Origin of the sequence: Allosediminivita pacifica, assembly GCF_003054175.1 — a bacterium.
Taxonomy (GTDB): Bacteria; Pseudomonadota; Alphaproteobacteria; order Rhodobacterales; family Rhodobacteraceae; genus Allosediminivita; species Allosediminivita pacifica.
Genome location: NZ_QBKN01000040.1, coordinates 1 through 25,691 on the forward strand (window position 1 = coordinate 1; position 25,691 = coordinate 25,691).

Annotated in this window: 14 protein-coding genes; 13 read left to right on the plus strand and 1 reads right to left on the minus strand. The window is 63.4% G+C overall.

The features are described 5' to 3' along the window. Nucleotides 1-365 precede the first annotated feature (365 nt). Nucleotides 366-542: a DUF4236 domain-containing protein gene (locus C8N44_RS24215; RefSeq protein WP_210204209.1), complete on the minus strand. Its 177-nt coding sequence runs from the start codon at nucleotides 540-542 to the stop codon at nucleotides 366-368. Between the two features lie 68 nt (nucleotides 543-610). Between C8N44_RS24215 and C8N44_RS23225 the strand changes: the two genes are divergently transcribed. The 13 genes from C8N44_RS23225 to C8N44_RS21100 are packed head-to-tail and all read left to right on the plus strand — an operon-like array spanning nucleotide 611 to nucleotide 25,322. Further along, nucleotides 611-2,686 carry a hypothetical protein gene (locus tag C8N44_RS23225; protein ID WP_146178892.1) on the plus strand — a complete coding sequence of 692 codons (2,076 nt, stop codon included), beginning with the start codon at nucleotides 611-613 and terminating at the stop codon, nucleotides 2,684-2,686. 16 nt (nucleotides 2,687-2,702) lie between these two features. Beyond that, nucleotides 2,703-3,884, plus strand: coding sequence for an AAA family ATPase (locus C8N44_RS21040; RefSeq protein WP_308421259.1), 1,182 nt, complete (start codon nucleotides 2,703-2,705; stop codon nucleotides 3,882-3,884). Nucleotides 3,885-3,892: 8 nt separating this feature from the next. Further along, the gene (locus C8N44_RS21045; RefSeq protein ID WP_158274119.1) at nucleotides 3,893-4,852 is read left to right on the plus strand and encodes a DUF58 domain-containing protein; all 960 of its coding nucleotides are present in this window, start codon (nucleotides 3,893-3,895) and stop codon (nucleotides 4,850-4,852) included. Continuing rightward, nucleotides 4,849-6,453: a vWA domain-containing protein gene (locus tag C8N44_RS23475; RefSeq protein WP_158274120.1), complete on the plus strand. Its 1,605-nt coding sequence runs from the start codon at nucleotides 4,849-4,851 to the stop codon at nucleotides 6,451-6,453. Before C8N44_RS21045 ends, C8N44_RS23475 begins: the two co-directional genes overlap by 4 nt. Then, nucleotides 6,450-8,993 carry a vWA domain-containing protein gene (locus C8N44_RS21060; RefSeq protein WP_107978737.1) on the plus strand — a complete coding sequence of 848 codons (2,544 nt, stop codon included), beginning with the start codon at nucleotides 6,450-6,452 and terminating at the stop codon, nucleotides 8,991-8,993. The genes C8N44_RS23475 and C8N44_RS21060 overlap by 4 nt, the downstream gene beginning before the upstream one ends. Further along, nucleotides 8,990-9,859 (plus strand): hypothetical protein, encoded by an 870-nt coding sequence (locus C8N44_RS21065; protein ID WP_107978738.1) that lies wholly within the window; start codon nucleotides 8,990-8,992, stop codon nucleotides 9,857-9,859. Before C8N44_RS21060 ends, C8N44_RS21065 begins: the two co-directional genes overlap by 4 nt. A gap of 22 nt (nucleotides 9,860-9,881) precedes the next feature. Continuing rightward, nucleotides 9,882-10,925 (plus strand): AAA family ATPase, encoded by a 1,044-nt coding sequence (locus tag C8N44_RS21070; protein WP_107978739.1) that lies wholly within the window; start codon nucleotides 9,882-9,884, stop codon nucleotides 10,923-10,925. Nucleotides 10,926-10,931: 6 nt separating this feature from the next. Beyond that, on the plus strand, nucleotides 10,932-12,521 hold the full coding sequence (locus tag C8N44_RS21075; RefSeq protein ID WP_107978740.1) for a hypothetical protein: 1,590 nt from the start codon (nucleotides 10,932-10,934) through the stop codon (nucleotides 12,519-12,521). After that, nucleotides 12,511-14,592 carry a hypothetical protein gene (locus tag C8N44_RS21080; protein ID WP_107978741.1) on the plus strand — a complete coding sequence of 694 codons (2,082 nt, stop codon included), beginning with the start codon at nucleotides 12,511-12,513 and terminating at the stop codon, nucleotides 14,590-14,592. Before C8N44_RS21075 ends, C8N44_RS21080 begins: the two co-directional genes overlap by 11 nt. A 2-nt stretch (nucleotides 14,593-14,594) precedes the next feature. Then, entirely contained in the window at nucleotides 14,595-15,029 is a 435-nt protein-coding gene (locus C8N44_RS21085; protein ID WP_107978742.1) for a hypothetical protein, read from the plus strand. Next, on the plus strand, nucleotides 15,026-16,138 hold the full coding sequence (locus C8N44_RS21090; protein WP_146178894.1) for a hypothetical protein: 1,113 nt from the start codon (nucleotides 15,026-15,028) through the stop codon (nucleotides 16,136-16,138). The genes C8N44_RS21085 and C8N44_RS21090 overlap by 4 nt, the downstream gene beginning before the upstream one ends. After that, a complete protein-coding gene (locus C8N44_RS21095; RefSeq protein WP_107978744.1) occupies nucleotides 16,135-24,405 on the plus strand; it encodes a peptidoglycan-binding protein in 8,271 nt (2,756 codons plus the stop codon). Before C8N44_RS21090 ends, C8N44_RS21095 begins: the two co-directional genes overlap by 4 nt. Then, nucleotides 24,402-25,322, plus strand: a complete 921-nt coding sequence (locus C8N44_RS21100) for a hypothetical protein (protein WP_107978745.1) — start codon at nucleotides 24,402-24,404, stop codon at nucleotides 25,320-25,322. Before C8N44_RS21095 ends, C8N44_RS21100 begins: the two co-directional genes overlap by 4 nt. Nucleotides 25,323-25,691: the final 369 nt, after the last annotated feature.

The following is a 25,691-nucleotide window of genomic DNA, read 5'->3' on the forward strand; positions in this document are numbered from 1 at the left end:
TGGTAATCTTTGACATGACCGCCTCCCATTAAGGATTGTTGCGATCCCACCTTGGCACAGCGATGCCGTCGGGGGGCGGTTACAGCATCAAAGCCCCGTACGGGCTTAATCGGTCGCGAGGGGAGCCTGCGAGTGTCTTGTCCAACTGTACCACGGCGGAAAACCGGGCTTTCATGCTCGGTTCTCGTCGTGGCCGGATATCGTCGTGTTCTGAACTTTCACATACCGCATTCTGACCGGAGTATGATTTTCGAGGCGTCGGCACGCCCGCGACAAATGCAGGATGTGCCCGGTTGCCGCGATTGACGCACGGGGCGTCGGCACCGTTTCGGGTTGGGCAATCACCTTTGGCTTCGGCGCGGATTTCAATCGTTTGCGATAGGACAATCCCGTCCCTGGAAGCCGAGGTTTGCATAGACGCCTCGCTTGCCGAAATTCAGGGACGCACCGCGCGGTCCAATCGTTGTCGATACGCCCGATTTCGACAGGTTTATCCGCACCCCCGGTGCAATTCTGACCGAACGCCGAAAACTGAAGGCCAACCTGATCTCTCCCTTGAGCCTGTCGCCAAAGTGCGGCAGTTTGAAAAGAAGGGCAAGGAATTGGTTATTTGGATGGAAGGATTCAGGTTTTGATCGCCGGGCCGCTCCGGCAATGGTTGAAATTCGGACAGTTGACGCGTTTGGATCTGCGTCCTGTGTTCACCTTTCTGATTCCCGGTTTTGCCGCGGCAGCTATCTCGATTCTGGCAGTTTTCAATCCCGTTTCAAGCCCGGAGTGGCTTGCGCTTCTCGCGGCGACAACCGGGATTGCAGGCTTGCTTTCAGTGCTGATCTTTTGGCTTCGTCGTCAATTGGCTCGACGTTCCTACCACGATGAGATCATCGGTTTTGCGGCCTTCACACGGACGCTTGGCGCAGCGGAGCGTGGAATTTTCGCCGCGTCGCAGGCGGGTTGGGTGGCTGCCTTTCTTGGTCTTGCGGCAGGTGCGGCACTTGCGATGCCGGGATACCCGATACTCGCAGCCATTCTGTGCGCTTTCTTGATCCCTGCGGTCTCGGCATTGCCTGTCGCTTTGGTGCGACGTGCATCGTCCGATGCCGGTATTCTATCCTTCGTTTCTCCCGGCGCGATCACGGCGCAGAATGCGTCTGCAGTGGACACTGTCCATTTTGCCCGAGGCTGGCGTTTCAATCCACGCGTTCGCGCCGCGGGATTCGCCGTCGCTGCACACGGCAATGGCATAACGCCTGATGCTCTGGATTTCCTTGCGGCCATGGACAGCGGAGGACTTCTCAGGCCTCCGCTTCGCAATACCATCCGAGACCCGCGTGGATATCTTGTCCTGAGGCTTCGTGGCCTGAGACCTCTCGGCCCAGCTGTGTTTGCAATGGCCCTGCTGGCGTGGGCGTTTGCGCTGATCCTTCCCGACGGAGTCCTGCCCCACATTCCGGGCCCAACCGCCTTGTATGACAACTTTCTCGGCCCCGACGCCCAGGAACAGGAACACCCCGATCCACAGAACGTTGCAAATGAAAATCACGACCCAAATGGGTCGAACGAGGGCAACTCGACGACTGGAAATCAGGACGACGCAGCGTCTGCGTCCGAAGATTCCGGTGAGCCGTCCAGCGAGGCACAAGGAAACGGCGCAGGAAACGACAATTCCGCTACGCAAGACGGGACCAGGAACAACGCGCCACAGGACGAAAGTGGCGCAGGCGCAACGGACAGCTCTGACAGCGGGGCTGGTGCGGAGAACAACCGAAACACCGAAAGCGGCACCACTCCCGGATCCACGGAGCAAGGTCAATCGGGCGATGCGCAATCCGGGGATGAAGCCGGCGGAGCGAGCGATGGCTCCGGATCGGAAAGCACGGCATCTGATGCAGGCCAACCCTCTCCGGCAGACGGGGCGGGCCAGACTGGCCCCCAAGGGCAAGACGCAGGGCCTGACGCAGGCGAAGCCGATGACGGCACTCCGGGCGCCGACGACGGACAGAAGGCGACGTCCGGCAATCAATCAGGCAAGCCGGAAACCCCGTCCGAAGGGGCGGACCAAAATGGCGACCCGTCCGACGGGCCACAGCCGTCTGGAGTGACCGGAGGGTCCGAAGGTTCCGACGGCGGGACAAACCGCCCAGAGGCTGCATTGGACGATACTGGGCAGGGCACCCAAACGCGGTCCGATGCGAGTCAGGAGCGTGCCGAAAGCACCAATCAAGGGGCGTCCCAGGACGTGGGAGCCAACGTTGACGGCAGGTCTCGCGAGGACTTGCAGCCAAGGTCTGATGAGGGTCTCTCAGAGGGCTCGGCTGACGGGTTCGAACCGGGCGGACATGCGCTGCAACCGGACCCGGCACCGCCGGAGAACGGTCCAAGGCCGGCGCCATCGGAAATCCGCGACACGCCTGGCGACACCGAATCCGACTCTGTCGTTGGCGATCCTGCGGTCACCCAAGAGGATGCACCGGAACGCGATGTCCGCGTACCGATCGAGACGCTCTTGCCATCGGAAGATGAACTGGAGGTTCGGCAGGAAGGCGCGCTTTTTGCGGAACCGGGCCAATCGCCGCCGTTGATCTCGGACCGGATCGCGGCACCGCGCGACACACCTTCGGATGGTGCCCAGCCGCCACCGGTTCACCAGAGTATTCCCGCATGGATCGCGGACATACTCGACTGAAAATGGAGACATGAGGATGAGCAGGGAATTGACGGCCGATGATATCGGCTATCTTAGGTCCATCCCCCAAAGAGTGAACGACTTTGGCATGCATGGTCTGGATGATATCGTCCGGTTCCTCGTCGTGGCCTTGTTAGCTGACGGGCACGTCCTGCTGGAGGGCAACCCGGGGCTCGGCAAGACGGCTTTGGTGAAAGCCCTGTCCCGGGCGCTGGGTCTGGGGCCGCAGGCGGTGGGACGGATTCAGTTCACGCCGGATCTCATGCCTGCGGATATCACCGGGTCGTTGATGCCAGCTCAAGACGGGTCCAACCGTCTCGAATTCCAGCCGGGGCCGATTTTTCACGAACTGCTGCTGGCCGACGAAATCAACCGCGCCACGCCGAAGACTCAAGCTGCCATGCTCGAAGCGATGGCGGAAGCGCAGGTTACGGTCCTTGGACAACGGAAACGGCTGACCCGGCAGGAACCGGGGCTTACTGCTGTCGAGACGCCGTTCATGGTTATGGCGACGCAGAACCCAATCGACCAGGACGGAACCTTCAATCTGCCCGAAGCACAGCTTGACCGGTTTCTGTTCAAGATCCGGATGGCCATGCCCGACGCAGAGGTGATCGGTGCGATCATCGGCAAAGAACTGGGACTGTTGGCGATGCCTGAAACCGGCAACGACGCGCCCCATGATCGCAAGACTGCGCTGCGCAACCTTGACCGAGCGCGCCGCGCCGCCTTGTCGACCCCGATCCCGCCCTCGATCCACACGCATATCGTCAACATCGTTCAGGCCAGCAATGGCGCATTCGATCAGGTCAGGGGCGTGTCTTCGAAACGGCTAAAAAACCTGGAGGAGCTCTGCGCCAGGATCGAATATCCATTCGGGCCAAGGGCAGCGACGGCGCTGGCCAAGGCCGTGCTCGGCTGGGCGGCCTGTGTCCTGACCCCGCCCGAGACGGCAATGGAAAGCGGCGTTCATACAAGGCCCGCTTTGGCTCAGGTGCTGCTGCCGACGCTGCGCCATCGTGTCCGACTGCACCATGCCTACGATCAGGTCGACCTGTCCGAAGCGGATACAACGGATGCGTTCATTCGCGCGCTGGCCATCGTCACGGCTCCGGACCAGCGGATGGGAGAAGACCCGGGAGGCTACGACGAACGGTTCGAGCAAGATCTCTCTGTCGCGCGCGGTCTGAAGGCCTGACGATGGGAATGACGGATCCCCCCCTGTCTCCGGATCACCTGTCGCGCGCGCGCCTGCGGCTGCGCAAGACGGTCCCGATGCGCGGCGTAGGCAGCCATCTCCGGCGTCGGGCCGGTCAATCGTTGGAGTTCCGCGACTATCGCGACTATCAACTCGGGGATGATATTCGCCGGGTCGATTGGCGCGCCTCGGCCCGGAAAGGCCCGGCCCGCGACTGGGTTCTGAAGCTGTTCGAAGCCGAGGAACAGGCCAATCTGATGATCCTCGTGGACGACCGGGCGGCCATGCGCCTGCCGGACCCGGCCGAGAAACTGCTGTTTGCGCTCTGGGCGCTGCGGGCGCTGGCGCATGTCGCGGGTGAGGCCGGAGATTCGATCGTCCTTGCGCGCATGTTTACGTCCAACTCCCGTATCGTCTCTGTCTCGGGCCGGGCCTGCGCGTCGGCCGCCGAGGCATTTGCCGAGGACCTGTGGTCCTCATCCGCGGCATCGCTCGACGCGACACCGGTGTTCGAGCCCAACCGTCTCCGGCGACACCTGTTCCCTGCAAGCGTCGTGGTCGTTCTGTCCGACCTGCTTTTCGCGGACGAGGACGGCAGCGTCGGCGCATTCCTAAAGGACGCTCAGAAATCGTGGCGTCAGGTCATCATTCAGCCGTTGGATACGGTCGATGCCGAACTGGCCAGCCTGACTACGACCGGTGGGGTCAAGGTGTCGGACACCGAAGGCCGCAGCTTTGGCGATGCGGTCTTTACGCCTGACTCGCAGCTCGTGCGCGACCTTCGCATGCGCCTGGATGCCCTGCGCGCCGCGCATGAAAACCGGTGGCGCGGCCCCGGGATCTTGTATGAGCGTCCCTTCGTCTGGCCCTTGTCCCCCGACCGAACCACGCTCGCAGATCATTTTCGCGCGACTTTCCTGACCAGCGATCTGTTCCGGGCGGTCTCGGCGCGTGGAGGTGTGGTGTGATCGCCGTCGCAATTTCAGCCGCCCTGGGGCTTGCGGCATTGGCCTGGTACATGCAGCGCCGCCCCCCGGCCCGGGTGCGCCTGTCCTTCGCCCGATTGCTGCCCGATCCACCGGACGAGCCGTCGCCGAAACCCCGGTTCGCGCCGATCCCGCCGGTCCGGTCCCTGCCATTCTGGTTGCATCTTCTGCTGGTCGCGCTGTGCCTTGCGGCGCTGTTGACGGATGTCCGCGTGTCCACGAGCAACGCGCCACAAGACATCGGGCTTCGCCTCGTCGTCGATGTGTCGCACAGCATGGGGGTTCAGGACGAAATGGGAACGCGTCTCGACAGCGCGCTTGGTCTGGCCCAAACGATCCTCGAGGCAGCGACCGAGGCCGCCCAAGGGGGTACGGTGTGTGTCGACGCATTTCAGGTCGGCGCGGACGTGAGCCGGATGCAGCCGGATCACCTCGACGCGGCCCGGGTGCGGCCCGAAGCAGGCGACATCCCGGCCTTGTTGCAAGCGGCCCGGGCCGATCCTGACCTGTGCGTCATCACGCATGTCGCCGTGCTCACGGACCTGCCCCGGCCCGCCGTTGACCGGCCGACCGATGCGCCGCAGCTGATCTGGGCGCAGGTGGGCTCGCCCCAGCCCAACGCAGGCATTGTCGGTGTCGCCTACAGTCCGCCTCAGCTGGGCGGCAGGCCCGCCGGTGTCGTCCTGACGCTGGAGACCTACGGTGACATGCCGCCCCCCGTCGTGACGGTCCAGGGCCCGGGCGGCATGACCCGGCCCATGGTTATGCAGGCCATTGATCGCGCCGGTCGATACCTGGCCAGTTTCGACGTCCGCCGGGGTGGAACATTCGAGGTCGCTTTGGACAAGGGAGGCGCCTACGTCGGGGACGATCACCTCCGGTTCTCGCTGAATACCCCTGACAAGATCGGGATCGACTGGCGCATCTCCGGCCTGCCCGCCGTGTCCGCCGGGTCCCGCAAAGCTGAGGACGATATTGTCGTGATGGAGCTGACCTCCGTTGATCCGGTTCCGCAGGGCAATGCCGTTCTGCTGGCCTATCAGGGATGGCCCAACGAGGCGGTGGAACCTCGGATCGGAGCCTTCGTCGAAGACCCGGCCCTGTTCGATCCGCTCAATTTCGACGTTCTGGAACGGCACCTGCCCAAAGGTTTGACGGCCCCGTTGCCGACCGGGTTCATCCCGCAGCTGACCTCGGATGATGGCGCAGTCATCGTCGCCCGACGGGACAATCCGCCGGGTCTAATCCTGCCATTGCCCGTCCTGACGAGGGATCCCGACGTGCAGGCGCTTTCCCAGACCCTGTTCTACACCGGCCTTCAAAGGCTGACGCAGCGCGGGGATCATCAGCTGACCCCCATCTGGAAAACCCCGGACGGCACCGACATCGAAACCGCCTGGAAGGAAAGCGACACCGCAAGGCCGCTTTCCGCGCCGTCCGAGGTGCGTTTCTCGATGCAGTCGGCCGAGATCACCCGCGACACGCCAATCTGGCCGTGGCTCTTGCTCTTCGCCTTGGTTTCCATCCTGGCCGAACGCCTTTGGCTTCTGTCACGGAGCTTGACCAGAAAGCCGGTACGATGATCTGCGGGTTTTTCTACGGTATGAAAGTCGCTGGCGGAGAGATCCTCTGCGCGGCCGGGGTGACCGCTTGGGGTGACTGGCTGACGTTGGCCATTCTCGTGGTTTCGGTCATTTTGACGGCCCGCGCGATGCAGCAGCACCGTCTGCGCGAGGCGGTGTCCGCGCTGGCCATGGCCGCAACCGCCGCCCTGCTGGCGGTCTCGGCGAACGGCCCCGTTTGGCAAACGTCGGAACCCACCGACAACGACACCAGCGGGCTTGTGGTCGCGCTGGTCGATCAGTCCGAAAGCGTGTGGCGAGACTTGGCCAGCGCGCGACTGGCGCTTGAGACACTGGCGGTCCGGGTGCAGGCCCTCGACGACGAATTGCAGGACGCAACATGGTCCGGGATGGTCATCGGCTTTTCCGAAGCGGCCAGCATTCTTGCGCGTCAGCAGCCGTTGTCCCGCCTGCCCGACATGGTCCGCTCGGTTCAGGTCGCGGCCCCCGGCACGCAAAGTCGGGGTGAACTTGGCATCGACAGGGCGCTGGACGAGATCCGCAAAGCCGGTGGACGCGGACAGGTTCTTTTGGTGACGGACGGGCTGTTCGACGAACCGGCGTTCGACGAAGCCCTTGTCCGGGCAGCCGCGTCGGGCATCCCGATCTCGGTCCTTCCGGTCGGCTCGGGGGCTCCGGGCCTCGGGCTGATCTCGGCCGATCTGGCCCCCGAGCAACACATCAATCGAGACGCCACCGTCCGCGGAACGGTGCTGGGCGGCGGGACCCTGCGCGTCACCGATCCCGATCTCGGGCAGGCCGAGGTCGATATCGTAGGGCAGGAGCGCGCACAGCCCGTGCATGTCTCCAAACGCTTCGCCGCGCGCGGATTGCAGCACCTGAAAATTGCCTTCGACACAGGAGACACCCGGCAGGAGCGCGTCCTCTACACGCTCGTGCGCGGACCGGCGCAGGTTCTGCTGTTCGGCGATGGGCGGGGGTTCGATGCGCTGGACCCGACGGCATGGTCAATCCACCGCGCCCAACCCGACGCGGCCCCTGATCCGGATGCTTTCGATCTGGTGGTTATCGACGCCCTGCCGCCGTCATCCTTCCCCGGCGACTACTCCGAAAAGCTGCTGAATTCCGCAAGTCGGACGGGTATTCTGCTGATCAACGGCGGCTTGAGAGGCTCTGTCGAAGACCCGCAGGTGATCGGAGACTGGAAAGGGACGGCCCTTTCCCCGATCTTGCCGGTGGACAGTGATCCGCGCAGTTTCATCCTCGATCCGCCGGGACGCGACATCGTCATCCTGATCGATGTGTCCGGGTCGATGGAAAGCTCCCTTGGCGTGGCCAAGACCGGGGCTTTTGCCGTGCTGGAGCAATTGCGCCCGCAGGATTCGATCGCCGTTCTGGCGTTTTCCGACATCACCGAAAGGACCTTTGACCAACGCCCGGCGACGCGGGAAAACCTTGATGCCGCCCGATTGCTTGTCAATGGTCTCACGGCCGGGGGCGGCACTGCACCGGGGTCCACATTGGAGCGCGCGGCCCGGATGCGATCGAACTATTGCGCCTATTTCTTCATATCGGACGGTGTCTTCGACGTGCCAAAGGTCAGCCCGCAGTGTTACACGACGGCGCTTTCGACGGAAGGCGCACACTTTCCCAAGGGGGTCGCAGACTGGGGCGAAGAGATCATGCTGAACGCAGGCCAAGGTGTCGGGCAGATAAAGATGGACTATTTCGAGCCGGAACAGCGCAAGGCTTACTTCCGACCCGATTGGTTTCGGCCGATTGCAGCACGCACCAGCGCTCCACTGACCGGGTATCAATTGCCCGGTATCGCCATCGCCTACCCGCGTATCGACGCCGAAGTCCTGAGCCTGCACGATACTCCCCCGCCAGACCCCGTCCTTGTGTATCGACGCGACCCGGACCAGCCGGGCACGGCAACCGGCGTTTTCCTGTCAGCGCTTCCCGATGCCGTGTCACCCTCTGATTTGCAGGACGTGCTGGCGCGGCTTCTCGGTTGGAGCCGACCGAACCGGTTCGACATCCGGGCGAAACAGACCGGTAACCAGATCACGGTTTCTGTCCTGACCCTCGCCCAGCCGGACGATCAGAGCCTGCCGGAAAGCGTATCGGGAACGTTGCGAATTGCAGGCCAGGGACAACAACCGCTGTCCTTCAGACCCTCGGGCCCGCCGGGACGGTTCGAAACCTCCCTGACCCTTCGCATGTCGGACGAGCCGCTCGATGCAGAGCTGATCCTGTCGGAACCCGGACGAGACGACCAGATCATCCCTGCCACCATACCTGCGCGCAGCCCCAGACAGGCTATGGCCGGAGGAGACGAACGGTTCGACTCCGGCATCGACGCCGAGGCGCTGTCTCGGATGATCACGATCACAGGTGGTCGCGATCTGCGAGTAGCGGCACCGCGTGTCGCAGAAGTTGCCAGCCCGCCGAGCAAAGTCCCGCTGCACGCATTAACAATCTGTCTGGCGCTCTTCTCACTGGGTCTTGCATTGTGGGTGAAAGGCAGGCCGAATTGAAACCATACCAATTCAATGGAATCGGAAACGCGCATTCATCCATCACCTATTTCCCCTTCGGCGGAGAGCAGTTTCGGCCCTCCATCGCAGCTCTGCAATTCCTGGGAACACGGGCCCTTGCCAGCCTTTTGCTGATCGCCGAGACCACAGACCCGGTTGACCTGATGCCCCTTCGATCGGCGGTGATGTACGACAACCGTCCCGGGTTGGTCGTGCGGCATGGCGAAGTCGTCCTGAACGAGGCATTTCCGTTTCACGCCCATCACCCTTCCGACCCTTTCAATCGGTCGCTCCTGGCGACGCCCATCGCACCGCGACGCCGCGATGTCGCGTGGGACGGTTTGCGCCGTTTCTGGCGTCGGACGGTGCGCCGGAAACCCGCGGAGGCCGGCAGTTCCGCGATGGGTAGCCTGTTACACCCGCTTGCTTTTTCGGCTTTCCACTCTGCCGACTATCACCGCACTGTTCGGCGGGGCATTTTCGAGGCGCTGCGTGATCGGGTGCTGATCGACTTTGACGATATGCTATCCGTCAAGGTGGCTTGGCAGACGATCTTCGTGCTCGCGCTTGGCTTTGAACGGCCGAATGACCTGCCATCGATCGGCTGGGACCGGCTGGCCGAGACGGCACGGAACGCCGCATCCGAGCCGTCCTGGGCCGGGTTCTGGGATATCTGGCTATTGCGAAAGGCAATTGCCGATAGCAGATTTTCCTTAGGGCCGCTCCTACAAGGCGACACGATCAAGCAATTCCTTGCGAATCCGCTCGATTCCGAACAAAGCATATCCGACATAGTCCGTGCGGATTGGCGAAACGAATGCCCGGCCTTCGCCGAGGTCTTCCTTTCGTTGCAGTCGGCAGCGTAATTCAAGTGGATGATCCAGAAAAATGTTCAATACAGACGGCTTGAACGCGCTCCGCGAAAAACACCACGAGACCCTAACGCTCATGAACCGACTGGAAGACACGCTCTCCGCCCGGTTCTATCGCATGGACAAGAGCATCGAGTGCATGATGCTGGCCACCCTCACCGGCGAGCCCATGGTCCTTCTTGGCCCGCCGGGGACGGCAAAATCGCGTCTGATCCGGGCGTTCTGCAACGTGCTCGGGCTCGTCCCCGCTGACGCCCTGCACACGCGCTCCGACCCGGAAAAAACGGTACTGGACAAGAAAGAAGCGTATTTCGAATACCTCCTGACGCAGTTCACCGAACCATCCGAGCTGTTTGGCTATTACGATTTGGCGAAGCTCTTTGGCGAGGAAAAGCAGTTCGAGCGGGACACTTCCGGCATGATGCAACGGGCTCAGGTCGTCTTTCTGGATGAGGTCTTCAATGCCTCCAGCGCGATCCTGAACGCCCTTCTGACATTCATGAACGAACGCAAATTCCATGACCGAGGCAAACTCCACGCCGTCCCGATGCGGCTGTTGTTCGGGGCGTCCAACCACACGCCGCGCGAAGACGGGCTTCAGGCGTTCTATGACCGGTTCCTGCTGCGCTGCCGTCTGGATCACGTCCCGGCGACCCCGGAGGAAATCTCGGCGCTGGTTCGATCCGCGTGGGGCGAAACCCATGCGACGCCCGTCGAAGACGGGACGGACTTTGCGGGCCTGCTGGAAAAGGTCGATGGCTTCCGCGCCGATGTCGACGCAATGACGAAGGCGAACGCGCTCAGCATCAATCCCGCCGATCCGATCTTCAACCGCTTCACCGACCTGACCGCCGAGCTGCGCCGCAAGGAATTGTCGCAGATGTCGAACCGTCGCATGGTGAAATTCAGCAATGCCCTTTTGGCGAAATGCCTGCTGCGGGCAACGCAGAGCGGTACGTCCGCGCGCATCGAACCCGCTGATCTTGGCATCATTCTGGATTTCGGGCTGGATCAACAAGATGACAGCGCCGTCGCAAAGCTGCGCGCTCATCTGGAGTAATCTGGCATGGCGGTGACGCTTTGGATCGAAGACGGCCGAAATACGCCTCTGGTCAATTCAGGCGGTCGTCCGCACGCCCTTATTGCGGCATTTGCCGAACGCCATGTCGCGCTGACGCTCGACATGGCCGAGGCACTGGCAGAACTGGAAGGCGCCGACGCGCCTGCCGAGGTTCGGCTTTGGGGCGCGGGTTTTCGATTGGCGGGCGAAGCCGTGGGACAGGCCCGGACCCTGGGAGCAACCCGGTTCTGGCAAGCATCAGTGCCGAGCTTCATGACCACGGTCGCCGAACCGCTTCTGCGCAAGGCCATGCAACGCTGTGGAGCGGTCGCCCTGCCCGGTCAGACCCCTTTGGGTGCGTCCCCAACGGGCAACTGGCAGACCAGCTACCGGGCGCAGCTTGACGCATTGTTGCTGGATATGGACGGCATGGGTCAGGGTTTCTGGGCCGAGGCCGCGCTCAGGCTCTATGGATCCGCCTTGCACACTGTACAGGCGCGCCGGACCGGACCAACCCATTTCGAACCCGAACCGCTTCTCGTCCGTCTCCTTTTCGAAAACGAACCGATCCTGCCGGAAGCGGCTCGTCTGTCACGGCGTTTGAAACGGGTGCGCAACAAGTCGCAGCGCAAACGGTCCGGCGCGCGTCCCAAGGAAGGCGGCGTGACCGGCCTCCGGAGCTCGACCAGTCTCGAAGATCTGAACGACGCCTTGATGTCGGAACTGGTTCTCCCGCCGCCAATGCTGGCCGACCGCATCTTACACGAAGGGTTGCTGGTGCGTCACCGTCCGCCCTATCGGCAACCCCGCCGCGATGTGCTGATGATCACGCTGGCCGACCGACGCGAGGCCAGGGACCGCGACGCCGCAGCGATCATCAAGGCCGCATGGGCCGATGCAGCGCTACGCCTGCAAATCCTTCTGGCCCAGATCGGCCTCGAGAAAAGCGATCTGGTTTGGTCCGAAATCGGGAAAGCCGGCCATTCGGCTGCCGTTCTACGGGTGGAAACGCAGGACTTTCCCTCTGGTCTCGATCCTCTCCTGATGGAGGGCGCCGTCCGCCGCATGCGCCTTTTCCGATCCGACCTGATGCCCGGACTCGTCGATACGCTGTCCTCCGTTCAGGGCGATGTGCCCGATGCCGAGGAACCGGCGGCTGTCGTCTGGAGTGGCATGGCCAAGGCCGCCCTTCGTCAGATCGCCATGACCGGACATCGCGAGCCCCGCTCCTCCCTGCACGCCACGCAGGCCCCGAGGCCGATGGACTATGCGCGCCGCATCGCCCTGGTCACGTTTCCGTCGTCGGGTCCGCTCGCGGATCAAGCCCGCGGCGACGCCGCCTCCGTTCGATCCAATCTGAGCGCGGCGCTCCGCACAACGTTGGAAGAGGATTTCGATATAATTGGCTTCATCCCGCCCGAAGGCGCCATGTCCCGCGGAGCGGTTTTTTCTTTGGCAGGCTCCTTGATCCCCGGCGGTTCGGTCGATCTTGCGATCGACGACGATCTACCTGCGGGCGAAGCGGTCGGCCGTCTCGTCGGTGCGATGTCGGCGGAAATCATCTCTGCCGTTCTGGAGGCGATCAATGCCCGATAGAGCGAAATACGGGTTTTCCCAGGGCTTCCCGCTGCCGTGGGTGACGGCCGAGGACCTGACCGAATGGATGGGCAAGCTGGCGCCTCTTGCGGCGGATTTCCAACGCGGCGGGTTGCGCTTCGTCGCCGAGGACGACCTTTCCGTGCGCCCGTTTCTGCCCCATTGGAACAGCAAGCCCATGATGCCGCGCGAAACGGTAACGGGCTTGCGCGAGACCCTTGCCGGTTTCTACCGCACCAGCCACGACCCATCACGTCAGGCCGCGCAGCCGATGGACATGAGCACCACGATCGACCTGCCCGGAGCCATGATCCTTGGCATCGTGGCAGCGGGTGTCCCGGCCAATCCCGACATCGCCTTGCGGCATGAGGACCATCTGGCCGTTTTCCTTGGACGCATCCCGGATCTGGCGCATCCCGTCAGTCAGGCAATGCGCCGATCCCGCAGCCCGTCCCTGTCGGTTTTCGATCTTGAGAACGAAACGGTGTTCGCCGCGGTCCACCTGTCGGACGACCCTGACGATGGCGCGACACTGGAGGGGCTACGTGCAGGACAGCCGAGCGATTTCGATTTGCTGGCCCCGGTCCAGACCTCCTCCGGGACAGTCTGGATCGACGGGCGCCGATCCATCCCCGGCGAGGCCCGGCCCAATGTCGGCGCCCTTCTCGCCGCCATGCGAACGCTGGGCCTTTTGCCCGACGATCATGATCTGATCATCGTGGCGCAGGGTGATCGCGACTATCGCTTCGCGGCAATTCCGGAAAAACCGGCGGCAACGCCGGTCGAGGAGATCGCACGGCAGACGTCGTCCGAAACCCTGCTGTCGGTCACCCCTTTGCGGCCCATCCCGTCCGAGCAGGCGCAACGCGATCTGCAAGCGCACATCACCTCGGCGCATTTCCCGTTGGGCTATCGGGTCTCGCTCGAAACCATACCCGATGCCATGCGGGGCGAGCCTGACATCGAAGGGCTGCGTGAGGAAATCGCAGAACGGGAAGCGCAGATCGCCTTGCTCCGCGCTCTCGCCGCGCCGCAGATGCGTCTGTTGCGGTTCACCGACGCGCAGCTTCCGGCGCTTGTCGATGCGTTGCGGAAACTGCCGACCGATATCCTGCACAATTCCGATCTGCGCTACGCGGCCGGTCACGCCGCAGGACGCGCCGAGCCCGCACATTTCCTGCTTTACGATCCTGCCATTCTGGCCCTCGAAGGCCTGCTCAGGGAACACTTCTGGAGAGGTCAGACGGACAATCACCCGATCCGTTATTGGCTCGATCCGCACGCGGCGCAGGCATTGGGACGCGCCGGAAAGACCCAGACGTGGGTTTTCACGCCGGTCCATCAGCGGCTCATACCGGCCATCGACAGCTTTGGAGGCACGCTCGACGAGACTTTGCGCCTATTGCTGGGGAACCTGTTTGCGGATGCGTCGGCGGTTCTCGACGCGGACGGCGCACAACCGGTATTTCTTTTTTCGCCGCCCGGACAGAGCGGCGCAGACATGGAGATCGAACTTCTCGATGCGCGTTGGTTCCAGCCCGTACATCTGACCCTGCGTTGGATCAACGACTACATGGTCGTGCGCTCGCCGCGCATTGCCGATCGCAAGACATTGTCCCGGCTCGCCGAGGACCTCTATGAAGGCCAGACCGCCGAGGTTCTTCGCGCCGAGGCGCAGGCGCGCAGCGATGATCTGCGCGCGGCGTGGACCGATGCACAGTCGACCGTCCAGGCCCAGATCGACGAGGTCCTGGCGCATATCGTCTCCGAGATCCAGACCGCGACGCAGCGTCTCAGACTGGGGCGGCGATATCTGACCGAGGTCAAGACGCGCATTGCGGAAATGGACACACGGATCGCAACCGTCCGCGACATGGCCACAGAGGCCAATGAGGACGGGGAGGCTCTGACGAATCTCGCTCCGGATTTCATGGACGAACGGTTCGCGATGGTCGCCTCGCTGATTGCGGAACTGGAACTCGGGGATCAGGCGATGGCACAGGCCGAAGAGAAAGTCCGCGCCGAGCTCGAAAAGATAGAGACGCTTGAACAAAAGCTCAGGTCGCTTTGAGGATGGCAAACACGGACATCATCCCCCTGCCCGAACTGTTCGACGCATCGCTTCAGGAGTTGCAGGCAGAACTGGCGGATCCGCTTCCCCCGATACCGGACAGGCGGTCCTACCGCGTGCGGGATTTGCGTGAGACGCTGAGCAGCCGCCTGCCCTATGCGCAAGCGATCGCCGCCGCTCAACTCGTGAGGGGCGAAGTCGCGCTGCGCCTGCAACCGATCCTGGACAAGCACCGGCAGCATCGACGGCTCCTGCGTCGGATATACCTCTGGCGGCGGTTCAAACCCGTCGTGCTCAGCCTGGTCATACTTCTGTTCTTCGCGGCTCTGAGCTGGCTCATGTGGGAATATCAAGATCCAATTCGACGCTTCATACAAGGTTTGGCCAAGTCCGCCTCATCGACGTTCGGCACCCAAATACCCGGAAGCACGCCGTGAGCAGCGGTCAGCACAGACCCGGCTCGATGGGCAGGTCCACCTTGCTTCGCGCCGGATACGTCCGCCACACGCGGCGACGCAATTGGATCGCCCGGAATCTGGCGCTTGGCTCTGTCCTTGGGATTCTTTATCTGATCGTGAAGGGAATCCAGACCGACTGGTTCAATCCCGACGGACCGGCCCGGCTGCTGTACATCCTGCACGATACCGTGTGGTTGCCGGTGAAGGGGGCTCTCTGGACAGCCCTGTTTCCGGACGCCCTGATCTGGGCCACGGCCCTGACCTGCATTGCAGCCTTGGCCATTGTGGAATTCGTCGGTTGGAAAAGCCCGGTGCGGACCGGGCAACTTGCGCTTCTGCGTCTTCTGGTCTTTCGGGCACCTGGCGTGATCGTGGCGTGGCACGATTTTCTGGGCTGGACCGGCCTTCGCATGGGGCTGGCCGAAACTCTGATCGGCGACCTGCGTCAGGACGCGCTTTTCGCTCTGACGCGCGACCTTACGCCGGGGTCTGACCCGACGCTCTACGCCCGCCTTTGCCACCTGACAGAGCTGCGCCTGCGGATCGGGATACCGCGGCCGCGCGATCTTGTTGCGGTGATCGACACCCTCGGGCTGGCGGCTTTCGATCCGCAACATAGGATTGACCACGCCGAGCGTATGGCCGACAGGATAGAAAAGATCGCCCCGGACCGCCTGAAGCCTTTTCGGCGGTTCACCGAGGCCAGGCCCGACTTGCCGGGCATCCGTGAGGCGTTGCGTTGGGCGGCGGACTTGAGGACCGCCGGTGAAACCGGTGACGTGATAGAGCTGGCGGGCCGGATCGTCTTGACCACGCGTGCAACGATTGCCACTGGCAACGGCGCGTTCTTGGCATTCTTCGACGATTGGGCGCGCGAACGCCTTTGCGGCAGGGCCGAGACCGTGGCCGTTTTGGCCAAAGCGGAAGATCTTTGCGCCTTCGCGTTCTGGGCGGCTTCGGCAGAGGCTGCGGCCAATGTCTCGGCCCCGGCAGCTTTGTTTCAGGAAGCATTCGACGGCCTGCGCTCGGAACGGGACCGCGGCGAAGGATTCGCCCATGGCGACTTTTACACGGGAGACGCCGTATGAGCACCGGTCCTGGGTCACGCTCTTTGAAAGACCACGCGCAGGCGGCGCGCACCGCGCAGGCCAAGGCAAGGCTTCGGATCAGCCGCGTGCGCGAACGCATGGACCCCGGTCTGGGGCTCTTCCTTGTGGCGGCCATTCTGGCCTTTGGTACAGGCGGTTGGGTGCTTGCCCGCATTGTCGACACGCGCGGCTATTTCGATCCTCCGGTCCTGACCGAGATCGACGACCCAAGGAAGCTCGCGGACTATCGCACACCGGATGCGCCCATCGTCGACATGGTCCGGAGCGGACAGACCGCCGTGGTTGGTCGGGCGGACGGCGCGATTCAGACCTACGACATGGAGACCAGTTTGTTCACCGAAGAAACCCTGCCCCGATCAGGCGGTCTCTCGGGCGGACTGTCTTTCCTGTCGACTGACTGTTCTAATGTCTCGGACTGCCAGACGCCTTCGACGCTTTTCGCTGTCACCGATCAGGGCGGTTTGGCACGGCGAAGCGGCGGCCGTTGGGATGTTGTCCTGTCCGACAGCCGGTGGGAACGCCAGAATGGCACGCCCGTCGAGCAGGACGCAATCTCGGTCTGGGCCGTGTCCGACGACGGGCGCTGGGTTCTGGCCATGACCGAAGACGACGCCGTCGGTCTGTTCGATCAGACCGACGGCACGTGGTCTTCGGTCGCGCAGACCGGGGCTGTCACGCGCCCCGAGCATCTGGTTTTCGCGGCCGATCTATTCTGGATCGGCGGCAGCGGTGGTCTGGAGGTGATCGACCCCAGGCATCCCAGCACCCGTCGTCCGGTTGGAGGCGTCGAAGGCGACGTCCTGGATCTGGAGGTCGATACACTGGGCAAGGTGCTTATCCTGACGTCCAAACCCTGCGACCGCGGCGCGTCATGCCTGACGATCCAATCCGCGCGCGGACCCGCCTCTGTCCAAACGCTCGTCGGAGAGGACAACGTCAGTCCGGACCTGTCCGACACGGCGGTGGAGCACGCTGCCTTGCAGAACGGCAAATTCGTTGTGCTCGGGAAAGCGGGTATCCACGTCTACGATCCGAAGCAGCGCCACTGGTCAATGCTTGTGGACGCGGCCGTGGACACGTTTCATGCCGGGGCAAACGGGAGCACAATCCTGTATTCCGCAGGATCCGAAGTCGGAAAGGTTCAGGGCGGTTCGGTCATCTGGCGCAAGGAGGCTCCCGCGAAGGTCCGTCAGATCCTTCCCGGATCCGGCGCGACCGTGTTTGGCTTGCTGGCAAACGGGACCGTGGTGGATCTGGCCTCATCGGGGTCCGAGCCCCTGTTTCCTTCGGATCCGGCTCTTCCGGGTCTGGATGGCATAACCGCAGCCACTTTCTGGAAAGACACGCTCATCGGGTTGCGAAACGACGAGGTGATCCTGCATGACCCTGCTCAGCGGCGTTTCCAGACCATCGCTTTGGACCTGCCACCGAACGTGTCCCGTTCCCGGCTTGAACTACGGGCTTCGGACCGCACCCTTTGGCTGATCGATTTTGCGACCGGGCGGATTTTCGAAGGCGGCATGCAAGGCGAATGGCCGACCCACACCTTGACTTTCGAAGAACGCACATCGCCCGGTCCGGACATCGGCGATGTGTCTGCCGATGGTCCAAACCTGTGGATTACAGATCGGCGTGGAAGGCCGTGGCGGCTTGAAAGCGGTGGTGGACGTGCTCCTGTCGCCCTGACCGGTCAGGAGGCTCCGAGCGGGTTCATCCCCAGTACGGCCGCAAGCGCGGGCGGCGTGTTGACCTTTTCGGACGGTCGTAACATAGCCCGATACGATCCACGCGCGCGCAGCTGGTCAGACTTGTACGCAGGCCCGGATGAAGGGATCGCCGATCTCGCCTTGGGCGGAAGGTCGGTGATCGCCTTGTCTCCGGATGGGATCGTTACGGCGGTGAAGGATGACCAGGGGTGGCAACCGGTCACCGGAAGCGTCGCGGGCGCCGATTTGTCCAGCGACACAATCGAAGACGCCTATGCCCATGGCGATCGCGTGTATTTCGGCGGCAACGGCAAGGTCATGACCTACCTGCCGCAAGACAGGCGCATGGGGCCGACCTTTGCCAATGGGCGCGGGTCCGTCCGCATTCTGGGTGCTGGCAGCAGCGATCCGATGTGGCTTTCCAACGACCGCCTGATGCTGGGAGACACCCTTTTTTCGGGAAAGGGCGAGCGTGTCCTCTCTGCCGGAATGACCGGCAACGGATTGGTCTACATGGCCGAAGAGGACGGGCGCCGTTATGCTGTGTCGCGCGAAGGCAATGTCGAGTGTCGCTTCCGCGGAAGGGAAGCTCCGGGAGGAACACTGGTCGATGCGCTGCTCTTACCGGATGAACGGGTGTTCGTCGCCACGACCGACCGGCTGGCAATCTACAATCCCCGGTTCCGCCGCTGGGTGGCGCTTACGGAACGCGGGGTTTCTGACACGGCCCAGCTGGCGATCCTGCACGGCAATCTGGTGTTGATCGATGACGGCCTGATGCAAGCGATCCCGCTCGAGGCCATTCCAACCCCTCACAGCTGTGACGCCTCCCCGCAGGATCTTGACTGGGGCATAACGCTGAAGGCCGCCAAGATCACGCTGGACCGGACCGGCGGGCAGGTTCTCTTGCTCGAGACCGGCGGGCGCCTGCGCCGATGGGACGGGGTGGAGGCCACGCTTCAGCCCGCACGAAATGCGACGCCTCAAAGCATCGAGCTCAGGCGAGCATTCAGTCGGGACAACGGGTTTACCATGCTCGCCCCCGACGCGGTCTGGCACTATGATCTGCGCAGCCGCCTCTGGAGCACGACTACTCTCAAAGGCCGGCCGTCCCATGCTGCAGAGATCGACCTCACGTCAGATGCAGTGGACACCTTGGGCGTAACCGTCTGGGATGACAGCGGCATTGGCTATGGCGGCTTTCTGGACGGTGACGCGATCCCCTTGCGCCGTTTGGATTTGCCGGTCTTGCCAAGGCCACAGCAGGACCCCAAAGCCCTTGTGGACATGGCCATGGCTCCGGCGTTCATCGCGTTTCTGGGCCGCCGCGATCTCGAACTTTTCTCTCCCACCGGGCGCGACCCCATCGCCCGGATTGCTTTGCCCGAACCGCAAGAGGACCGAACCCTCGGTTTCGTCCGCAAGGCAAATGATCTGGTTCTGATCGAAGGACCGCGCGCGCAACCGACCCGCATTCACGTCATCGACAGGACACTTGCTCAGAGGCAAAGGCAGGCTCCCCTCGAAAGCGTGTCATGGAGCTACAGTCCCGCCAAAGACAAAAGCTGGCACCTTGCGTCTGATCGCCTCTGGCGCATCGACGAAGCTCTGGTGCTTTACGAATGCAGGATCGAGCCGGGCCTTGATGCCACGCAAACCTGTGACCCCAGGACACGGCCTCCGTTTCGCGTCGAACCCGATGCGCTGCGCGCAGCCGCAGGCATCCGTCAAAGCGACCGGTTCCTGCTTTTGCCCGACCGCCTCGTCCGGATCGACGGCGAGAACCGGCAATCGGACATGGCCTTCGATGCAGAGATGACCGACAAGAGCCGACTGTTCTCCTTCGCCAGACAAACGTATTTCTGGGAAGCGCCGGGGCGTGGGCTGTTTCGCGAAACGAAGGGCGTCTGGCAGCAGATTGCCGCGTCGGCTTTTGACATTGTACGCAGCAGCACCCACATGGGCGTCACCACGCCGGACGGACTTCTGGTGCTTGGGACCGACAACACCACGTTGCAGAATCCGAAAAAGGCCGAGGCCGACCTGCACGCGGCAACCATGACCACCGACGGCGGGATATGGGGATTGGCGCCCGACGGGCGGGTCGTCACGATCAATGGGACACCATCTGCCCCCGTGACCGAAGCCTTTGTCCCGGATCCGGTCAAGATCGCCCCCGGAAAATTCGAACGGCAGGGCAGATCGACTGTTTCGGTGCTCTGGTCGCAGGCGGCCGATGGGCAAATCACCGCGGAATGGGACGCGCCCTGCGCGCCGTTAGACAGGGCGCTGACATTGGCCAAACGCTGGGGGCTTGGCAAAACGTGGAAAGCGCCGGAATGCAGGCATTATCTGCAAACCGATCTTGCGCTGGCACGCGACGAGGTCTTGCTTGCCGATGCATCCAATGGCCAGACCACGCGGATTTTGACGACCAAGGCGATTTATGAGGTCGATCCCGCCAGCGGCAAGACGTCGAAAGCAGACCCTTGGTCCGACCGTCTGAGAGTGTCCACAACCGATCAAGCCACACTCGAAGACCTCACGCGGCTCGTCACCCGGATAGACGGGCAATTCTGGCTGGCCCCGCCCTCGCTCGACCTCGAACCGGACGACGCGTTTTCCGTCAGAACCGGCGATGAAAAACCCGGCCAAACCATCAGCGGAGGCCGTCCTCTCCCGATCCCGCCGTATGAAACCCCCTGGGTGTCGTGGGACAGAGAGCGTTCGCAGGTCTTGTTTGGTCAGGACCACGCCATGTCCCCCGGACAGGCGATCGCGAAGGGGTCCTTCCTGCCAGATGCTCCGGGTCGGACGGCCTTGGTAGGCCGGGACCGTATTGCCCTGATCAACGCGCACGGGCTTTGGCATTTCGTGCAAGGCGCGGGCTTGCAACCGGTCAGCATCGCCCCATTGCCCGAGGCTGTGGGGTTGGCCCACCGTCGTTTCCTGTTTGCCGAGGGCGGGATGGATGCCGTCACCGGGCAGCGGTCCTCCGACACGAATGTCCTCGGTCTCTCCCACGGAGCGCTGGGCCTGACAGAGACCCTTCGCGGCGGCGGGCTGGAGGCAACCTATCAAGTGTCCGGTCGTCCGATGCCGGATTTCGCCGCGCGGGGCTTCCTTCACGATATCCGCAACGATGTCACGGTGGCGACAGGCCGTGTCGCAACCCTGGGGCCGCTGGGTCTGGTGCCTGCTCTTGTGTTCGAGGACGGGCAGTCCGTTCCCGATGGCACAAGCGCCGTCGATCTGGACGGACCCGTCGTCAAGGCCGCGACGCCCTCTGGCTGGCAGAGCCTGAGCGGCGTCGGCTGGCAAGCCTCCGATCCGCCGCGGTTCACCGAAACGCTGGCGACAGAAAACGGCAGGCTCTGGCTTCGCAGGACCGGCGTGACCACGATCGCCCCTGAGACGTCCGAGGACGCCTGGAAGACGGCCCGGCGCGGTCTGGCCTTCGACGCCGACCGGCTGGTGGCACTTGCCGCGAACGAAGCCGGGCCGGTGGTGATCACCGCTGCGGGAACCCACGCGGGTCTTCCGACACTTGCCTCGCTGATCGACGGCGCGCCGCCGGTCGCCGCCGATCCCGGAACGACACGGCTCGACTCGCTCGGGGTTTCCCCGGGCCGGTCCGTGATTTGGGCGGAAACGGATGGCGGTCGCGTGGTGTGGGACAGAGGCGCCCGCCTGTGGCGCGCGCCTGCGGCGGACGAGACCCCGTGGCAGAACCGGACAGCCGTCGATACCGGTGCATTGCGGGTGTCGTTTGCCGGAGCGGACGGGAAGTTCGAGGCGAAAGCAAGAGACCGCGACGGTCGGGATCGATACAAGACCTTTTCGTGGCGGCGCGGCAGACAGATGCCCTTCGATACCGTCAGAGGCATGGCCGCCGAAGGAGACGTTCTGCTGCTGGCCACGGATTTCGGATTGCGCAGGCTCCAGTCCGGCCCCGGAGCCTTCCGCAATGATGTGCTCTACAGCGGGACCGATGCGTCTGGCTCTCCTTTGCCATTCAGCCGGGTTGGCAGGCCCGACAGCAACCCCGATCGGTTGATCGCCGAAGCTGGCGCGGCATGTTTCGAGCTCGCCTCTGGCACGGCGGACCCGGTCCCATGTGCCGACGCCCCCCTGTCGCTCGAACGCCGTGCCCTTATGCATTCCTCTCTGTGGCACTGGTGGAAGACCGACGGCGCGGTCGACGGCACCTATCTGGACGCGTCCGGTAGCCGTTTGATGGCGGTCCCCAAGATCAGCGACGGTTCCTTCCCGCATGACCAGATCCACGCCCGGATCAGCTGCTTTGGGACCCAAGCCGAGTTGTGGTCCGGCCACGACATCGTGTCCCTCGTGACAAACGGCATCCCCACCCAGCTGACACCGGTCACCGGAGCAACAGGGCTTCATTGCCAGTCGGACACCGCACAGCTTGGGCGCGGCGATACCTTGGCTTCGGGGCTGTACGTCGGGGGCGACCGGGCTTGGCGCTGGAACGGCGGGACCTGGGAACCGGAGCCTGAGGCCGAGGCCGTCGCCGCGCGTATGGCCGGAGCCGTTCCGTGGGAAGCCAAACGCCTGCGCATGACACTTCACCAAAGGCGGCTCCAGCTTGATTATCGATGGCAGGACGATCTCTGGCGTGAGGTCCGCGCACGCAACGGGCGCTTTGCCATTGATAACGCCATGGCCATCGGCAACCGTGAGGACGGTTTGCAGATCTACACCCCGGCTGGCGTCTTTTCGTGGGACACCGGTGTGCGCAGGCTCGATCCGGATGCGATAATCCTGCGCACACCGGTTGATCGGGACGGCTTCGCGGCCTGCCATGCCCGCCTCGTCGAAGCGCATGACGGCACCATCCAGTCCGTCCCGGAAGAGCCGGGCAAGCCGGTAACGCTGTTCTGCGAGGACGGAAAGGCGTATAAGGGTAACCCGATTGCGATGACTGACGCCGGAGCCTTCAAAGCCACGACTGCGCATGTGAACGACAACCGGGTCCTCATTGATACGCCGATCTGGCAATGGGAAAGACAGGCCGCCGGGCCGACCGCCGCAAAGTTGGCGATCACCTTCAAGGACGAAGACGTGGTCCTGTCCGGAGGCCGTCTGTCGGTGGATGACTACGCCGGGTTGGCCGCGCCATTTGACGGCATGATCGAGCTCGTGACGCAGGCGGATGGCTGGTGGCGGCACTCGGCCGACGCGCTGGACGTGGACAGCGCAACCCGCGCCGCCCCCGAGGCAAACCCAAGGCAGGCAACCGCGCTGCGGCATGATTTCATCGACGGCGCGCCGGTCCTCTGTGCCGAAGGCACTCCGACAGTTGCCATGACCAATGGCGGAGCAATCACCCGCCAATCCCGCTGCCGGGACTGGCGCGGCGCGGATCGCGTCTGGAACTGGTATGTCAGCCGGACCGGTGCCGAAGCAAACGGGCTGTCGCGGAACGGCATTCCGATGAACCGCCACCTGTCCGAAGGGCGCTTTGACGATCTGTTCGTGCTGGCTGCTCCGATGCGACATCCCGAAGATGGTCGCCTGTACGCACCTACCCGCACCGGCGTTCTCGTGTCAGGGCCATCCGGGCCGGAAGACATCCATGCGAGCGCCGAACCGGGTTTCCTTGCTCGCGACGGTCGGGGCAACCCGGTTCTGTTGACCAGGGCGGGGCCGGTTGCGGTTGGCGAAGCCAGCGATCCTTCCTGTGCCGCCCTTGCGGACCTGCCGGTGCGCCTGGCTGATGGAGGCGATATCCTGCGTGTCGATGCCGTGACGGGGAATGCGGTTCAGACCACCGTACAGATGGGCGAGGACCGCGTGCAATTCCTTGTTCCCTGCGACGCGTTGGACGACACCCTTGTCTCGACCATCCCCGTCGATATCCGCAATCGCGGCCGCTTTCGCGCGTCCGAGCCCGCATCCATCGCGCCACAACTGCTGATCACGGCCACCGGCGACACCGTGCAGATCCGGGATCAGGACGGTCATGGACTGACCGCGCCGTCCGGATCCGCATTGCCGTCCAGAGGCATGATCGCGTCGACCGCGGGCCGAGAGGTCATCCTTGCAGGCGCGCGCGCGCTTTTCCGGATCGACGTAGATCGTGCGATCAGCAAAACCGCCGGTCAGTCTGCATCTCTGCCTCCGCTCCTCGGGCCGTTCCTTGACGCAAACCGCGCGGAGCCCCACCGTCCGCAGACCGTGACCAACCCACTCCGTCCGAAGAGCCGGCCGCCGGTGGCTGAGCCTGCGGTTCTCGCCCCGTCGTCCCCTGCTACCCTGATGCCCACGCCGCCCACGCCGCCCACGAATGTGTTGGCGGGTCTGGATAACACGACCCCCCTTCAGCTGGCGCAGGACGAGTTGAAGACCGTCCAGAAAGCCCTGGCCGATCTTGGTCACTACAGGGCCAAAATCGACGGGATCACTGGCCCGAGAACCCGTGCCGCCATCAGCGCATGGCAGGCCCAGACCGGCTATACGGAAACCGGAGACCTGACCGAACGGCAAAAGCGGCAATTGTTGATGGGCCAGCCATGATCACTCTCGCAGACTTCTCCAATCCAGAGCAAACCCTGTCCTTGCCGCCCAACACGCCGGTCCGCACACGACCGCCATCAGGCGAGGACCGCGAAAACTGGTCGCGTCTTGTCTCGTCCGCCTGGATCCAGAACCTCAGGCCCCGGACGGTTCACGTGTCACAGAGCGACGGGGATGAAATAGGCAAACTCCGTTTTGAGCCCATCGCGCGGGCTTTCCAGATCGAAACGGGTGCGGCGTGGATCTGGGACACGAACGAAGCGGCGAAATTGCAAGCCGAAATCTTGACGTTCATTGCCGACAGCCTCGAGTCGTCGGTGCCGGTTCTACCGCCGCACATAAAAACGCGGAATTCGGTCATTCCGACGCTGGACTGGCGCCCCGGCAGCCTTGATCAGAACACTGACCTCACCCGGTCGCTCAATCTCGCGCGTATGGCAGGGCTGCGCAAAGTCATGGCTGAATTCGAAACGACGCAAACCGACCAACCTTTAAGGCTCGAAAATCCCACGATCGCGCGGCTCAGGCAGGGTCTCGCAACGCTCCCAAATCCATCACGAGCCACTGTGGATATCAAAATCGACCACAGCCTCCAGAGGCTGCACCTTCATTGGGCCCAAAAGAGCGACTGCGACATCATCTGGGGAGCCAGAGTTCTTACGCTTTCGGAAAAGGACCATCGCATCATCACCCAGCGTCTCGACGACGACGCCGCGCAGGCAAAACGGGATCTGGCCGCCCGGGTCATGGCTCATGCCATGGCGCATTCCTTTGCCCAGACGTTCGGCGGCGCGGCGATGGACGTGATCTTCACATTCGCGGCGGACTATCGTCACCTCCAGTGCGAGGCCGAGCTGCACGTCGGGCCATCGGACTGGGGGTTCCAATTGGCGCGAACGACCATGGACCTGATCTGACCCATCCGGGTAGTCTTGGCACCGCCGCCCTCAAGTTGTTGCGAAGGCCATGTCGAAACCAAACCGCACCACGCCCGCTTCGCCTCTTACATGATTTTCCGGATGACGATTAGGCTCAGGACTTCGGTAACGGATCTTCGTCCGTCAGTATCCACGCCAACGCGCCGGAAAACGATGATGATGTCCCTACTGATGGTGTAGCTCACGACGGGCCTCGCGCTGACCGGCGGGCCGAGCTCGTCAGTCGCGCTGCGCTGCAGGCAGGCTGACCACGGGCTTTGATGCTGTAACCGCCCCCCGACGGCATCGCTGTGCCAAGGTGGGATCGCAACAATCCTTAATGGGAGGCGGTCATGTCAAAGATTACCA